The following is a 15,759-nucleotide window of genomic DNA, read 5'->3' as shown; positions in this document are numbered from 1 at the left end:
AAAACCAGAAAAATACTTTAGCTACAGGCCGCGCCTACACGCTCCCGAACTGGCCTTTTTGGCTGGGTTTCCATGTCACGGTCAGTTTGAACCCGGTCTCGGTTTGCTCTTCGCTGTCCACGACTTCTTGGCTGAACAACCAAGCGCGCGCTTTGCCTTGGGCGAAGGTTAAGTCTATCTCTTCGGTGATCGAGCCTGCGCGCAGCAACCCCGAGACGGCCTCCAGTAGCGCGTCCATTCCCACGCCAGTTGTGGCAGATGTCAGAAATAGCGCCTCATCACGGTCGGCTTTATTTGTTGCAGCCTCAAGCCCGTCTGCGTCGAGGCAATCAAGCTTGTTCCAAACCTCCAGCACGGGCACATCTTTGTCGACGCCCAGATCGGCCATAATTGTGCGGACATCATAGGCTTGCCCCTCGCTCTCGGAGTGCGAAATGTCACGCACATGCAAGATCAGATCGGCGCTGAGCACTTCCTCTAGCGTCGCGCGGAAGGCGGCCACCAATTGCGTCGGCAGATCCGAGATGAACCCCACCGTATCGGACATGATTATTTCCAACCCGTCAGGTAACTCGACCGAGCGCATGGTCGGGTCCAGCGTGGCAAAGAGCATGTCTTTGACCAAGACATTGGCACCGGTCAAGCGGTTGAATAAAGTCGATTTTCCCGCGTTGGTATAGCCAACTAGGGCCACCACCGGATAGGGAACCTTGGCGCGGGCCGCACGGTGCAGCTCGCGGGTTCTGACGGTCTTTCCCAACTGCTTGCGGATGCGCACAATGGCGTCATCAATGGCGCGCCTGTCGGCCTCGATCTGGGTCTCGCCGGGACCACCGACAAAGCCCAAACCACCGCGCTGGCGCTCCAGATGGGTCCATGCGCGCACAAGGCGGGTGCGTTGATAACTTAGCGCGGCCAACTCAACTTGCAGCACACCTTCGCGGGTGGCCGCCCGGTCCGAGAAAATCTCCAAGATCAGCCCGGTGCGATCAAGAATTTTGACGCCCCATTCTTCTTCAAGATTACGCTGCTGAACGGGGGAAACCGGGCCGTCGATCAAAACCAGCTCAACCTCGGCATCGTGCAAGCGGTCTTTCAGCTCGGCCAGCTTACCTTTGCCAAATAACGTGCCGGGTTTGGCCTTGACCAAGTTCACGATTTCCGCCCCCGCGACCTCTAGGCCAGGCAGGGCTTCGGCCAGCGATACGGCCTCTTCGAGCGCGAAGCTAGGCAGCCGTCGCGTCTTGATGTCTTTAATGTCGGGGTGGATCACCCATGCGCGGGTGAGGCCAGCCTCTTGCGTTTCAAGAATTATCTTCACCGTCGTACAGGTTGATCGGCTGAGATGGCATGATCGTCGAGATCGCGTGTTTATACACGAGTTGCGACTGACCATCACGGCGTAGCAGCACGCAGAAATTGTCGAACCAAGTGATCACGCCTTGCAATTTAACGCCGTTGATCAAAAAGATCGTCACCGGAATTTTGGTTTTGCGGACGTTATTGAGGAATGCGTCTTGTAGATTTTGTCTATCAGCGGCCATTTTTATTGCCCTTATTTTTGCGCTACTATGCGGGACGCCAGTCAAGCTGGCGCTCTGTCTGTAATTTTCTGGTAGTATGTCGTGGCTTTTTGGCAGCGTCCAGCCCCGAAATAGAGCAATTCTAGTCGAATTTCGACATGATCTGTCCTAGGCGCGCCAGAACTCGGGGTTGAATAATGCAATGATCGCCAAGGTTTCCATGCGCCCCAAGACCATTGCTGCGATCAGGACCGACTTTGCCCCCTGCCCCAGATCTGCATAATTGGCCCCTTCCTCCAAGGCTACTTGCGCCAATGGGCCTGTCGTTGAGAGCGCGGATATCGCGAAAACCACGGCCTCAGAGAACGCCAGCCCCGTGGCGGTCAGCGCGATAACCGTCGCGGCAATTGAGAGAGCAAATAGCATGAAAAATATCCACGCAATGAAGGCCCCTTCCCGTCTGACACCGCGTCCTAAATGGCCCCCGGCCCCAATTGAGGATGGGTGCACCAGCCGCTCCATTTCGCGCACCCCGTGCTTGTAGAGCGCATAGATACGCAACAGTTTTACGCCGCCCGCCGTAGTTGCGACCCCGCCTCCCATGATCGCCAAGCCCGCCAGCACCAAGCCGGGTGTTGGCAAGGCGGACCAATCCCGCGCGGCTTCCCAATCGGCTGAAACAAACCCGGTCGTGGTCAGAAATGACAGCACCGAGAAGAGCGAACCCCAAAAGGCGTGCAAGGCGGCGATACCATTGGTTTCCTCATTCACCTCAAAGGCTCCGATGAAGTGGCGCAGCCACAAGACCAAAGGAATTACCACGATGAATGTGGTGGCCATGCGGACCTCTCGATCATCGGCAAGGCTTGGCAGGAAATTCTTGTCAAAGGGCAACGACATGGCCTGCCGGGTCACCGCAAGGCCCAAAAATAGGAAGATTATAAGCTCCGGCGCAAACCCGAAGCTCAATTCGCCCAAAGTGCGCAGGGGTAAGATACCACTGGTCGACAATGTGGACAGTGCCACCATCAATGCCGGAAAGCTGTCTGCCCCGCTAATGACCAGTGCCAACCACAGCAGCAATGTCGCGGACAAATAGAGCGGCATCAACTTGGTGGCATAGCGGCTCACCCGCTGGTTGGGGTCGCGAGCACGGGCCAATTGCGCGCCCGAACCAGGCCGCCCCCCAGATTTTGCACCGGGCCGGACGACCTCAAAGCCCCCAAGGGTCATGGGCGACAGGACCGCAATAGCCGATAAAATGACAAGAAACCCGCCAAGCCAGCCCACCAGCGCGCGCCACAGATGCAGCGGGTCGGGAATAGTTCGAGGCGTGTCAAAAATGGATGCGCCGGTTGTTGTCAGGCTGGAGACCATCTCGAAGTAGGCATTAAAGAACGACATCGAGGGGCGCGCTTCATGAAGCGGCACCGCAAGCATCAGTGGCAGCACTAAAAAAGCCGCGACCAATGTTAGAAGCTGGCTCCGCGCCACGTTCCGGATCGGCTGCTTTAGGGTGGCCAATCCGATCAAAGTGGTCAGCACACCGAACAAGATTGCCCCGTAAAAGAAGGGTTGGGCCACACGGTGTTGGCCCAGTGCGAATGCATGGATTGCCGGCGCGAGCATGGCGAATGATCCAGTGGCCATAAGCTGCACAAAAAGCGGCAACCTAAGGACCAAAGAGGTCTGTTGGCTAGAAGACATCTGCCCCATAATCAGAAGAAGTCGACAGAGACCTGCAACAGCCGCTCAACTTCCGGCACGTCTTTGGCCATGGAAAAGATAACGATCACATCGCCTTCATCAACGCGCGTACTCCCTGTCGGGCGGACCGCCTCGCTGCCCTTTTGCAAGGCCCCAACCAGAACACCTTCCGGGAAATCAATGTCGCGGATCCGGTGGCCCGAGATCGGGGACGTCGACAGCACCTGCGCCTCAATCACTTCCGCCTCGGCATCCCCGATCGAATAAATCTGGCGCACCCGACCATGGCGAATATGGCGCAAAATCGAGGAGACGGTGGTGGCGCGCGGGTTGATGTAGGCGTCGATTTTCAAGGCCCCCATAAGCGGCACCAATGTCGGGTCATTGACCAGCGCAATGGTCATCGGGCAGCCCTCTTCTTTGGCGCGAACGGCGGCCAAAAGGTTGGTTTTATCATCATCCGTCACGCAAAGAACGGCATCCGCGCGCGCGATAGACGCTTCGGTCAAAAGCTCCGAACTGAGACCATCACCGTGAAGGACAATAGTGCGCTCCAACGCGTTGGCAGCGCGCTCGGCACAGGCGCGATCTTTTTCGATGACTTTGGCGCGAATGCGGTCTGTGCGCGCCTCCAACGCTTGCGCCACAGCAAGGCCGACATTGCCGCTGCCGATGATCACAACCCGCTCTTGCTTGGACTGGGTTTTGCCGAAAATTTCCATGGCGCGCGGCACGTCTTCATGGTTCGTGCACAGGTATATTTGGTCGTTGGCGAACAGCTGGTCACCGGCATCCGGGGCGAATAAATTGCCCTCGCGGCGCACGCCAACAACAACCGCGCGCAGGGTCGAGAACAATTCCGTCAACTGGCGCAATGGTGTGTTCAGAACCGGGCAATCCTCTTCCAGCAAGATGCCCAGAAGCTGAACTTGCCCCGAGAGGAAATTTTCAGTGTCAAAGGCAGCCGGGTCTGCAAGGCGTTGCAGCGCGGCCTCGGCGACTTCTCGTTCCGGCGAGATCACCACGTCGATGGGCATGTGATCGCGGCGATACAGGTCGGAATAAATCGCCGTTAGATACGACTGGCTCCGCAGCCGTGCAATTTTGCGCGGGATCGAGAACACCGAGTGCGCCACCTGACAGGTGACCATGTTGACCTCATCTGAGAACGTCGCGGCGATAATCATATCAGCGTCACGCGCGCCAGCACGATCCAGCACATCCGGATAGCTGGCAAACCCAGTGACGCCCTGCACATCCAGCGTGTCGGTGGCACGGGCCACCAGCTCTGGATTGTTGTCCACGACAGTGACGTCGTTTTTCTCTGAGGCCAAGTGACGGGCAATTTGCCACCCAACTTGCCCTGCCCCGCAGATGATAACTTTCATCAAAGTAACCCCGGTTAATCGAGTGTTAATCCATGGCAGATGGGGGCGTCGCGGTCAATTGAGAACGCGGCGTTGGGTAAGATGATAAAGCGCCAGCAGCAGCAATAAGTTCACCAAGATGAACCCAGAAGTGCGTATGGTCCCCAATTTTGCCAATGGGGGCCATTAACCTTAATGCAGATTAATCTGTGCCAGTGGAGGCCAGATCATCGTTGTGTATCTGGGCAATACGCGCACCGGCCTTATTTGATGTGACCACGCCCAAGGATTTCAACTTGCGGTGTAGCGCGCTTCGCTCCATCCCGACAAAGGCCGCTGTCCGGGATATATTGCCCCCAAACCGGTTGATTTGCGTCATTAGATATTCGCGCTCAAACAGCTCGCGGGCTTCACGCAATGGCAAAGTGGCCAGATTTCCGCTGATGGCTACACCGCTTCCGCTCTCATTGACCGTATCTGTTTGCGGCAGCTCTTTGGCCTCGATATCGCCCTTGTCTGCCCCAAGGATCAACACCCGCTCAATCACATTTTTAAGCTGGCGAATATTACCCGGCCACTGCATGGTTTGCAGCAATGTAATTGCATCATCCGCAAGGCCCCGCAGCGGTAAGCCATTCGATTTGTTGAAATATTCAAGGAATGATTGTGCCAACGTCGGGATGTCTTCGCGGCGATCTTCCAGATTTGGAACATTGATTGGAACCACATTAAGGCGGTGAAATAACTCCTCGCGAAACGTGCCCGCAGCGATCTCGGCTTCCAAATTCCGATTGGTCGAGGAGATGACCCGCAAATCCACGCGCACCATGTCATTCCCACCGACCCGTTGGAACTGTTGCTCGACCAGAACGCGTAAAATTTTGGACTGGGTGCCAAGGGGCATGTCGGCAACCTCGTCAAAGAAAATGATGCCCCCATGCGCTTGCTCCAGCAGCCCCGGCTCGATGCCGCGTTCGCGGCTTTCACGCCCGAACAGCACCTCTTCCATCCGCTCCGGCTCAACTGTGGCGCAGTTAACCGTAATGAACGGCGCATGAGACCGGTTCGAATTGGCGTGAATATAATGGGCCGCGACATCCTTGCCAGCACCCGCCCCGCCCGTGAGCATGACGCGCCCATTAGAGCCGGTCACCTTATCGAGTTGGGCCTGAAGCGCTTTGAAGGCAGAGCTATCCCCGATCATGTCGGCAGATATGGCCTCTCCGCGTTTGAGCTGGTTGTTTTCTTGACGCAGGCGTGCGGTCTCCATGGCGCGGGTGATCACCACCATGAGCTGATCAATATTGAACGGCTTCTCGATGAAGTCATAGGCCCCTTGCTTGATGGCCGCGACTGCGATCTCAATATTGCCGTGCCCAGAGATGATAACGACGGGCACATCGGGGTTGTCGCGCTTGACGCATTTCAAGATGTCGATGCCATCCATGGCACTGTCCTTGAGCCAAATATCAAGGATCATCAGCGCCGGAGGCTCGGCGTTGATCTCGGCCATACAGGCCTCTGAGGTGCCCGCCAAACGGGTCGTAAACCCCTCGTCTTTTAGGATATCCGAAATCAATTCCCGGATGTCTCGTTCGTCGTCTACGATCAGAATATCGCCCATATCTCTGCTCCTGTGTGATGGCCTGTTCAGGCCACATTCCTGCGTTTATTGGCTGCGAGACGGGGCAGTTTTATCACTGCCTTAGCGCCTGCATGGCCGTTGTTGTCAAAAGGTTCGGCATCGCGCAAATTGAGGCTACCGCCATGTTCTTCAATGATTTTCTTTACGATTGGCAGGCCAAGGCCGGTGCCTTTGGCCCGTGTTGTCACATAAGGCTCAAACAGCCGCGTCCGGTCATGTGGCAAGCCAATTCCGTTGTCCGATATCGCGACGGTGACTTCCTTGGCCGTGGTGGTGACATCGAGCCGGATCTGAGGGGCATGCCCCTCATGCGCCCCCGCCTCTTGGTAGGTTTCAATCGCCTCACCTGCGTTTTTGATCAAGTTGGTTAACGCCTGGCCGATCATGGTTTGATCAAGCTCGGAAAGGACCTGCTTGTCCGTCGTCTCCAAGGTGATATCAACCGTCGGCTGGCCAGAGCGTTGCAAAATAACGGCGTCATTTATCAACATCATCAGGTCAGTTTCACGCAGCTCTGGCTCTGGCATGCGGGCAAACTTAGAGAACTCATCGACGATGCGGCGCAGGTCCTGAGTTTGCCGTATGATCACATCCGTATACTGCTCAAGGCTCTCGAGCTGGTCGCCTGCCAATGGGGCAAACTTGCGCTTTAGCCGCTCGGCTGACAATTGTATCGGGGTCAAAGGGTTCTTGATTTCATGGGCAATGCGGCGCGCAACATCGCCCCATGCCGCCATCTTTTGTGCGCTCACCAACTCGGACACATCATCAAACGCCAGCACATACCCCTCCAGCGCCCCATCTTGCGAGGTCCGAGTGCCGATACGCACCAACAGGCTTTCAAGTTGGCCACGGCGGGTGATCATAATCGCCTCTTGAGCCGTCTCGGCATCGCCCTGCCTCAATTGCGTGAACAGCGGAAAGAATTCTGGAATAACTTCCGATATCGCCTGCGATATTTCTTCATCATCGCCAAGGTCCAGCAACCGCAGGGCAGAGCGGTTCATGAAAGTGATGCGCCCGTCTTCATCTAATCCGATAACGCCCGCAGAAACAGATGACAGAACCGAATCGAACAAACGACGACGACGGTCCACTTGTTCGGTGTTGCTCAAAAGCGTCTCTCGTTGGACCTTAAGTTCCCGCGTCATCTGGTTAAAAAGCCGTCCCAAAAGGGCAATCTCATCCCCGCTTTCAGCCTCTATAACCTGAACATCCAAGTCCCCTGCACCGACCCGCTGAGCCGCACTTGCAAGCTGCCCGACAGGGCGCGCCAGACGCTCCGCAAACCACAAGCCAAGCCAGATTGCAGCAAGGATCAAGATCAGCGCAAAGCCCAAATAAATCAGCCCGAACTCAAACAAAAGCCGACCTCGGTCGTTCTCGAGTTGCTTGTATAGTCGCACAGTTTCCTGCGTCTGATCCAGAAGGCTAAGGATTTCACCGTCGACCGTGCGGCTGATATAAAGATAGCGGTCAGGATAGGATGCCAAACGCAGGAGCGAGCGAAATTCATTGTTAGGCCAATCCTCGATCACCACAGGATCACCAGATTGCGCCTGCGCAAATGCCACGTCCGGAACAGGTTCAAAATCAAAACGATATGACCGGATACCCCGGGCTTTTAGATTACCAGCCCCATCAACTATATAGGCTTCCTTAAGGCCGCGTTGGACTTGATCCTGAGCTTGGCTAAGAACCTGCCTGAGGTCAGAATCAGAAATGAAATTAGTAGTTTGCTTGGCTATGTTCATGTAGCCTGCAAGGCGTCTTATGTCGCTTTGCAGATTGTCATGTTGCTCTTGCTCGTAGGCTTGAGCCGCAGAAAGAGACGATCCGACCACGTTGCGCACACGTTCTGAGAACCAGCCCTCCAGGCCGAAATTCAAGGTGACCACAGCAAAAACCGCAACCAGCACCGTTGGGATCAAAGCCACGATGGCGAAAACGCCAGTCAGGCGAAGGTGCAATTGTGATCCAGCCGAGTTTGCCCGCCGTGAGGCGATGATTTTACCGACCTTTTGGGCCACCAGCGCCGCCACCACGAGCACATAGATTAGATCAGCAAGAATGATCAGCCGGATTCCGTTGGACGTCGGGTCCAATTCAAACGGGCCAAGCCCCATATAGGTGAGAACGGCCAGCACCGGCCCGAGAACGAACAAGCTCAGGGTCGCAATATTTTGCACCCTGCGTAATTTACGCACCCGATTCAGCCTGTCCCACGCGGCAGTTCGCCCGCGGGTACCCATTGGGGTTTTCATCTACTTCTCTACCGCCTTGCCACGACTCGTTAATGTGATCGTTAAACCGTCCATGCGGCTCAATCGTCACGGTGACTGTTGCGGTTTTACATCAACTTACGGCGCCGTGTCACGCGAATATCGAGGTCTGTGACCTTTTTTCTCAAGGTATTGCGGTTGATACCGAGTAAATCAGCACATTTAGCTTGGTTTCCGCCTGTCGCTTCTAGCGAAATCTCGATTAACGGAGCTTCGATCTCTCGTAGGATTCGCTGGTACAGGCCGGGCGGAGGCAATACACCGCCATGCAGATCAAAGTAGCGGCGCAGGTGCGCACCCACCGACGACGACAACTTATCAGATGCACTAATGCCCCCTGTCAGTGGCTCAATTCCGGGCTGAGCACCCAAAACCATTTCAACGTCAGTACGGGTGATTTCTTCCTCCGCGGCAGTCACAGCCAAGCGCTGAACCGTATTCTCCAACTGGCGCACATTTCCGGGCCACGTATAGCCGCGCACCAGTTCAAGAGCCTCCTTGGAGAACCCACGGACAGGCACGCCATTCCGGTCTGTCTTTTGCAAAAAATGCTCGGTTAGCAGCGGTATATCCTCGACCCTATCTCGCAAAGGCGGCACCGAGATGGTGACGCCATCAAGCCGGTAGAAAAGATCTTGGCGGAACTCTCCAGCCTCCATTTTGGTTGCAAGATCCTCTTGTGACGTCGCCATAATTCTAGGGGCATCATCGGTCAGGCTGTCGAGCATACGCACAACACGCGCCTGCGCATTTTCGTCCAGATCAGAGACCTCATCAAACAAGATAGAGCCGCCCCGCGCCCGTCCAAGAACCGCCGCAGGCCCCTCCATAGTTGCGAGGTCTATGGGAGTAGCCACGACAAACGGTAGGTTGCGGCGATCCGAGAAATCATGAACAGCGCGTGCGATCAGGCTTTTCCCCGTCCCCGATTCACCCGTGATCATAATCGGCATATCGGTATTCATAACCCGTGCGACCAACCGGTAGAGCGCCTGCATTGTCGGGGTTCGACCAATCAGCGGCAGATCATCGCCCTCGCCTTGCGGCGCATCCGGGGCATGTGGCGATGCAACAACGCGTTTACGCTCCAGCGCGCGGGCCGAGCGCTTCATCAGGTCAGGCAAGTCAAAGGGTTTTGGCAGGTAGTCGTAGGCTTCGGCTTCGGTGGCCTGAATAGCGGTCATAATGGTATTTTGCGCCGAGATAATGATCACCGGCAGCGCCGGGCGTTTTTCGCGGATCGCAGGCAACATTTCCAACCCGTTTCCGTCGGGCATGACCACATCAGAGATCACCAAATCCCCCTTGCCCTCGGCCACCCAACGCATGAGCGTGGTCAGTGATGACGTCGCATGGACCTTGCAGCCCGCCCGCGTCAAGGCTTGGGTCAAAACCGTGCGAATTGTGCGGTCGTCATCTGCGACCAGAACGGTGCCATCCATGTGTTAAACTCTCTTTAGGGGGTATATCATAAGGGGTGGTCTTTCGGGGTGACTGGCAGTGATATGCGAAAGACCGTTCTGCCGGGGACGGATGTGACCGAGATCCAGCCATCATGTTCCGAGATAATTTTCGACACCAGCGCAAGGCCCAGCCCTGTGCCATTTTCGCGGCCTGAGACAAACGGCTCAAACACCTCCCCCGCCAAGTCATCTGGCAAGCCGGGGCCATCGTCGATAATTTCAACCTGCAAGGGGACTGCAAGGCGTGTGCCATCCGGGCGCTGCACCCTGAGCGACATCTCGTAGAACGTCTTGATCTCGATACACCCGCCGCGATTATCCGCCGCCTCGGCGGCATTTTTCAGCAGGTTTTGGAAGACCTGTAGCAATTGATCGGCATCGGCAAACGTAGACGGCAAGGACGGGTCGTAGTTTTCCTTGATCTTCATGTGCGCGGCAAACCCGACGGCTGCGGATTTTTGTGCGCGATCAAGCACATCATGCAGGTTGACTGGTTTGCGCAGCGGTGGGCGCAAGTTGCCGAATTGCTCAACTTGCTCAAGCAATTTCACCACCCGCCGCGATTCCTCGACAATAAGATCAGTCAACTCCAAGTCATCGCCGGACAGCCCCATGCTCAGAAGTTGCGCCGCCCCGGTGATCCCCGCGAGCGGGTTCTTTATCTCGTGAGCCAGCATTTCGGCCATGCCTATTGCGGATTTGGCGGCGGTCTTGGATTGCATGGCGCGGCCCATTTTCTCAGCAATCTCGCGCGGCTCCAGCAGGATCAAAATATAGCCGGGCCGGTCCACCATGGCGGTGATTTGTACATCACATTGGATCGGTGGCTTTTCGCCAGACCCGACATCAACCGTGTTCACAAACAAGGCGGAATGGTCGCGGCGCACCCGTGTCACCGCATCATCAAGTGGCGCATTCACATGCAACTTGTCCCACACTGGCGCGCCGCGCAGCGACTTGGCGGAGGCATTCATGAAGCCCTCGCCAGCGGCGTTTATCTCGACGATGTTGTTCTGGCTGTCGATCACCAATGCCGGAACCGGCAGCGAGGACCAGAGAGTGTCGAAGAAATTGACGGTCATGCGGCCTCCGGTGCGCAAAGTGCCTCTGATAGGCGGCAAAGGACGTCGGTTGGTGATTGGGCGGTCAAGACTTCGCGGCGTAGGGCGGCGGCGGTCCCTGCCCCATCCATGTACCAGCCAAGATGTTTGCGCGCGATGCGCAGCCCTAGCTTAGGACCATAAAAATCAAGCATATCCTCATAATGCGCAGCCACCATAGCCACCAGCGCGGCACCGCTTGGGATGCTTGGCGCGGGTGTGCCGTGCAAGTCATGCGCGACGCTGGCCAGCACCCAAGGGCGGCCCTGCGCGCCGCGCCCGATCATCACGCCATCGGCCCCCGAGGCCTCGATGGCGCGGCGCGCGGTCCCCGTGTCGATGATATCGCCATTGGCCACGACAGGGATTTGCACCGCCTCTTTGACCGCACGGATAGCGGCCCAATCGGCGTGACCTTTGTAGAACTGGCAGCGGGTGCGCCCGTGGATGGTAATCATACGAATGCCAGCATTTTCAGCGCGTTTGGCCAACTCAGGCGCATTTAACAGCGCGTCATCCCAGCCCAAGCGGGTCTTTAGCGTGACCGGCACATCAACCGCCGCGACCACGGCCTCGATCAAGCTCAGGGCGTGGTCGAGGTCTTTCAGCAGGGCCGAGCCGGAGTAGCCGCTGGTGACTTTTTTGGCCGGGCAGCCCATGTTGATGTCGATCACCCGCGCGCCATTGGCCGCCACAAGACGGGCAGCCTCGGCCATCCAGTGGGCCTCGCGGCCAGCCAGTTGCACCGAGGTATTGGCGAATCCCATGCCCAACTCGGCGCGCTCGCGAACCCCTGCCTTGGCCTGCACCATTTCCTGACTGGCGACCATTTCTGACACCACCAACCCCGCGCCAAAGCTGGAGACCAGCTTGCGAAACGGCAAATCTGTGATCCCCGCCAGCGGGGCCAGCAACACAGGTGGGTCGATTGAGTGTTCCGCCACTTGAATGGACAAATGCTTAATCCTTGTGCATATGCCTAGTTTGCTACCGAGGTAAAACCGCCATTGCAACCATATCACGCAAGGTTTTACGCCTTTCGTGCCGCTTTATTAGGGTGTGCCTAAAAATTAATCAGCATCACGAGAGGCATTGTCCTTCGCGCAGACACATCATAGGTATTTTTCATGAGTTTGGATCAATCAACAGTGGCGGCCATTATCGTGGCCGCAGGGCGTGGCACCCGTGCGGGTGGCGAGGTCGCCAAGCAATGGCAAGAGATCGCAGGGCGCCGCGTTGTGGACTGGACCTGCGCCGCCTTTGCCACGCATCCGCGGGTGGATGAGGTCATTTTGGTTGTTCCCCAAGACACCCCTTCCGACTGGATACCCAAGGGCGTCACGGTGGTTGTCGGGGGCGACAGTCGCGACGCATCCGTACTCAATGGGTTGCTGGCCGCCGAGGGGCGCTTTGATCACGTCTTGATCCATGATGGCGCGCGGCCATTGGTAACCGCAGGGGTGATTGACCGGGTGCTGACAGCGCTGGCCACATCTGCTGGCGCGGCCCCTGCCGTAGCTGTGAGTGACGCCTTGTGGCGCGGCGACGCGGGCCATGTGACGGGCACGCAAGATCGCAACGGGCTGTACCGCGCGCAGACCCCGCAAGGGTTTCATCTGAACACCATTTTAGCGGCGCACCGCGCGCATGAAGGCGGGGCTGCGGATGATGTCGAGATCGCACGCACCGCTGGTTTGGCGGTCACAATCGTTGCAGGCAGCGCGCGCAACATGAAGATCACTACGCCTGAGGATTTCGCCCGGGCGGCACAATATTTGGAGAGAGCGGTGGATATACGGGTTGGCAACGGGTTTGACGTGCACCGGTTTGGGCCGGGGGATCATGTGATGCTATGCGGCGTCAAAGTGGCGCACGGGCGCGGGCTGCAAGGGCACTCGGACGCTGACGTCGGGTTGCATACAATCACCGACGCGATTTACGGCGCGCTGGCGCAAGGCGACATCGGGCAGCACTTTCCGCCAAGTGATCCGCAGTGGAAAGGCATGGCCAGCCACGTCTTCCTAGAGCACGCGCGCGATCTGGCCACCAGCATGGGGTTTGCCATCTCGAACGTCGATTGCACGTTGATCTGCGAGGAACCAAAGATCGGCCCACATGCTTTAACTATGCGCCATAAGCTTGCTGAATTGCTAGATATATCAGTAGATCGCGTAAGCGTGAAGGCCACCACCTCAGAGCAGTTGGGCTTTACTGGCCGACGCGAAGGCATTGCCTGCATGGCGACCGCCACAATGGTAAAAGGATAGCGCTATGTTCTCTGCGTCAAAATTCTGGGCGACGTTTGGCTATGTCGGATTGTTGCGCCCCGCCCCCGGCACTTGGGGCTCGGCGGCGGCGGTGATCGCGGCGTGGGGCGTGATCGAGTGGCGCGGCTATATCGGGTTGGCCTTACTGACGGTGATCATGTTCGTGCTGGGCTGGGGCGTGACCGAGATGGAAACCCGCGGCAAGGACGACCACGACCCCTCGGAGATCGTGATCGACGAGGTTGTCGGGCAATGGATCGCGCTTTTGCCCGTGGCCATCGGGCTAAGCCATACGGGGGCTACCTTCTGGATGCTTTGGCCCGGCGTGTTAACCGCGTTTCTAGCCTTCCGGCTGTTCGACATCTGGAAACCCGGCCCCGTGGGCTGGGCGGACCGGATGGAAGGCCCGTTGGGCGTGATGCTGGACGACGTGATTGCGGGCGTTTTGGCGGCTCTGGTGGTCATTGCCGGCGCATGGATTGCGCATGGTTGATGCGGCGCAGGTTTTAGCGGCAGCGCGCGCCAAAGGCTGGCGGATTGCCACGGCCGAGAGCTGCACCGGCGGGTTGATCGCAGGCGCGCTGACCGAAGTGGCGGGGTCGTCGGACGTGGTGGACCGTGGGTTCGTGACCTATTCCAACGCCGCCAAGGTCGAAATGCTGAGTGTCGAGCAAGATGACCTAGATACCTTCGGGGCCGTCTCGGAAGACGTTGCGGCGCAAATGGCGCAGGGCGCGCGGCTGGCGGCTGGTGTTGAGCTGGCCATATCGGTAACGGGCATCGCCGGGCCGGGTGGATCCGGGGCAAAACCCGAGGGCATGGTGTGTTTCGGACTGTCGATATCAGGGCGACTTCACACCGAAACCGTGCAGTTCGGGGCGTTGGGGCGCCATGAGGTGCGCGCAGCCACGGTGGCCCACGCACTGGAAATGCTCCTAGAGGCCACACTTTCTTAACTGCGCTCTTTTCGGGCAATCTCCAGATATTTAGCCTAAAATATCAGCAATTCGCACATCGCATATAAAATAGGCCGCTTATTTTGCCTCTGCTACTTTAATTTGCATCCACATCCTAGTCTCTGCCCTGAAAGAGAAGATTAAAAGGGAGAGAGCCATGAACGGAGCGGATACCGCCTGGATTATCGTCGCCACAGCCTTGGTGCTGTTTATGACCCTACCGGGGTTGGCCTTATTTTATGGCGGGCTGGTACGGGCGCGAAATGTGCTCAGCGTCTTCATGCAATGCTTCTCTATTGCCTGCGTGATGAGCATTTTGTGGCTGGTCGCGGGGTATTCCATCGCGTTTGGCGACGCTAACGCCTATTGGGGCGGCTTGGACAAGGCCTTCCTGAACGGCATCACCGCCGACACGCTATCGGGAACTATCCCCGAAGTGCTGTTCTTCATGTTCCAGATGACCTTCGCCATTATCACCCCTGCCCTAATCGTCGGCGCCTATGTGGAGCGGGTTAGCTATGGCTTTGTCCTCACCTTCTCGTCGCTGTGGATGTTGATTTGCTATGCCCCAGTGGCCCACTGGATTTGGGGCGGCGGTTTGTTGGCTGGTGCGGAATGGTCGCTATTTGAGGACGGCGTGAATGATTTTGCGGGCGGTATAGTCGTGCACCAGACGGCTGGTATGGCCGCATTGATCGTCGCGGCCTTCCTTGGGCCACGCCGCAAGGCCACCACCCCGCCACACAACCCCGGCATGGTGATGATCGGGGCCGCAATGTTGTGGGTCGGCTGGTTTGGCTTCAACGGCGGCTCGCAATTGGCGGCTGATGGCGGGGCCGCAATGGCGATCACCGTGACGCATATATCTGCCGCGATGGCCTCTATCACTTGGGCCGCTTGGGAGCGGTTCCGCTATGGCAAAGCATCACTGGTCGGCATCGTGACGGGCACGATTGCAGGGCTGGCCTCTATTACACCCGCCTCTGGGTCGGTCTCCCCGATGGAGGCAATGTTGATCGGTGGCATTGCAGGCATCATGTGCCAAGAGCTGTGCGCCGTGGTCAAAAAGGTCATAAAAATCGACGATACATTAGACGTTTTTGCAGTGCACGGCGTGGGCGGTATCTTTGGCATCTTGATGCTGGCGGTGTTTGGTCACGCAAGCTGGACGGCCCAATTGGGCGGATTGGCTGTTGTTGGCATCTGGACCACCGTTGTGACCGTTGGTTTGGTGGTCATAGTGAAAATGATCTTCCCGATCCGGGTCTCTGATGAGGATGAAATCACCGGGTTGGACTTGGCGTCGCATGGTGAACGGGCATACGATTTGTCGTCTTAGCCGAAGATTACTTCAATAAAACATGGGGGCTGCGGGAAACTGCGGCCCTTTTTGCATTTTTATCTACCACATCTCTTGTATCTGCGCGGAAGCTCCCCAAATATGTAAAT

The 15,759-nt window shown here is 57.3% G+C and carries 13 protein-coding genes; 4 read left to right on the top strand and 9 right to left on the bottom strand.

What is annotated here, in order from left to right; all coding sequences use genetic code 11:
• Positions 1-34: 34 nt before the first annotated feature.
• The 9 genes from hflX to dusB all read right to left on the bottom strand — a co-directional run bounded on the left by hflX (position 35) and on the right by dusB (position 12,043).
• Positions 35-1,321 (bottom strand): GTPase HflX, encoded by a 1,287-nt coding sequence (hflX, locus tag AC3Y7R_RS02620; protein WP_490040449.1) that lies wholly within the window; start codon positions 1,319-1,321, stop codon positions 35-37.
• A complete protein-coding gene (hfq, locus tag AC3Y7R_RS02615; RefSeq protein ID WP_490040448.1) occupies positions 1,305-1,544 on the bottom strand; it encodes an RNA chaperone Hfq in 240 nt (79 codons plus the stop codon). Before hfq ends, hflX begins: the two co-directional genes overlap by 17 nt.
• A 147-nt stretch (positions 1,545-1,691) precedes the next feature.
• Positions 1,692-3,152, bottom strand: a complete 1,461-nt coding sequence (locus AC3Y7R_RS02610) for a TrkH family potassium uptake protein (protein ID WP_490040447.1) — start codon at positions 3,150-3,152, stop codon at positions 1,692-1,694.
• 89 nt (positions 3,153-3,241) lie between these two features.
• On the bottom strand, positions 3,242-4,618 hold the full coding sequence (trkA, locus tag AC3Y7R_RS02605; protein ID WP_490040446.1) for a Trk system potassium transporter TrkA: 1,377 nt from the start codon (positions 4,616-4,618) through the stop codon (positions 3,242-3,244).
• A gap of 181 nt (positions 4,619-4,799) precedes the next feature.
• The gene (ntrX, locus tag AC3Y7R_RS02600) at positions 4,800-6,221 is read right to left on the bottom strand and encodes a nitrogen assimilation response regulator NtrX (RefSeq protein ID WP_490040445.1); all 1,422 of its coding nucleotides are present in this window, start codon (positions 6,219-6,221) and stop codon (positions 4,800-4,802) included.
• Between the two features lie 26 nt (positions 6,222-6,247).
• Positions 6,248-8,494, bottom strand: coding sequence for a sensor histidine kinase NtrY-like (locus AC3Y7R_RS02595; protein WP_490040967.1), 2,247 nt, complete (start codon positions 8,492-8,494; stop codon positions 6,248-6,250).
• Positions 8,495-8,592: 98 nt separating this feature from the next.
• Positions 8,593-9,966, bottom strand: a complete 1,374-nt coding sequence (locus AC3Y7R_RS02590; RefSeq protein WP_490040444.1) for a response regulator — start codon at positions 9,964-9,966, stop codon at positions 8,593-8,595.
• A gap of 26 nt (positions 9,967-9,992) precedes the next feature.
• Positions 9,993-11,069, bottom strand: coding sequence for a two-component system sensor histidine kinase NtrB (locus tag AC3Y7R_RS02585; protein ID WP_490040443.1), 1,077 nt, complete (start codon positions 11,067-11,069; stop codon positions 9,993-9,995).
• Positions 11,066-12,043, bottom strand: a complete 978-nt coding sequence (gene dusB / locus AC3Y7R_RS02580) for a tRNA dihydrouridine synthase DusB (RefSeq protein ID WP_490040442.1) — start codon at positions 12,041-12,043, stop codon at positions 11,066-11,068. Before dusB ends, AC3Y7R_RS02585 begins: the two co-directional genes overlap by 4 nt.
• Before the next feature lie 171 nt (positions 12,044-12,214).
• Between dusB and AC3Y7R_RS02575 the strand changes: the two genes are divergently transcribed.
• The 4 genes from AC3Y7R_RS02575 (at position 12,215) to AC3Y7R_RS02560 (ending at position 15,649) form a co-directional block, all read left to right on the top strand.
• Positions 12,215-13,354 (top strand): bifunctional 2-C-methyl-D-erythritol 4-phosphate cytidylyltransferase/2-C-methyl-D-erythritol 2,4-cyclodiphosphate synthase, encoded by a 1,140-nt coding sequence (locus AC3Y7R_RS02575; RefSeq protein ID WP_490040441.1) that lies wholly within the window; start codon positions 12,215-12,217, stop codon positions 13,352-13,354.
• 4 nt (positions 13,355-13,358) lie between these two features.
• Positions 13,359-13,847, top strand: a complete 489-nt coding sequence (locus AC3Y7R_RS02570) for a phosphatidylglycerophosphatase A family protein (protein WP_490040440.1) — start codon at positions 13,359-13,361, stop codon at positions 13,845-13,847.
• Positions 13,840-14,310, top strand: a complete 471-nt coding sequence (locus tag AC3Y7R_RS02565) for a CinA family protein (protein WP_490040439.1) — start codon at positions 13,840-13,842, stop codon at positions 14,308-14,310. Before AC3Y7R_RS02570 ends, AC3Y7R_RS02565 begins: the two co-directional genes overlap by 8 nt.
• A gap of 157 nt (positions 14,311-14,467) precedes the next feature.
• Positions 14,468-15,649 carry an ammonium transporter gene (locus AC3Y7R_RS02560; protein ID WP_490040438.1) on the top strand — a complete coding sequence of 394 codons (1,182 nt, stop codon included), beginning with the start codon at positions 14,468-14,470 and terminating at the stop codon, positions 15,647-15,649.
• Positions 15,650-15,759: the final 110 nt, after the last annotated feature.

The organism is Litoreibacter sp. (genome assembly GCF_058136045.1).
This window is presented reverse-complemented; position numbering and strand designations above follow the sequence as displayed.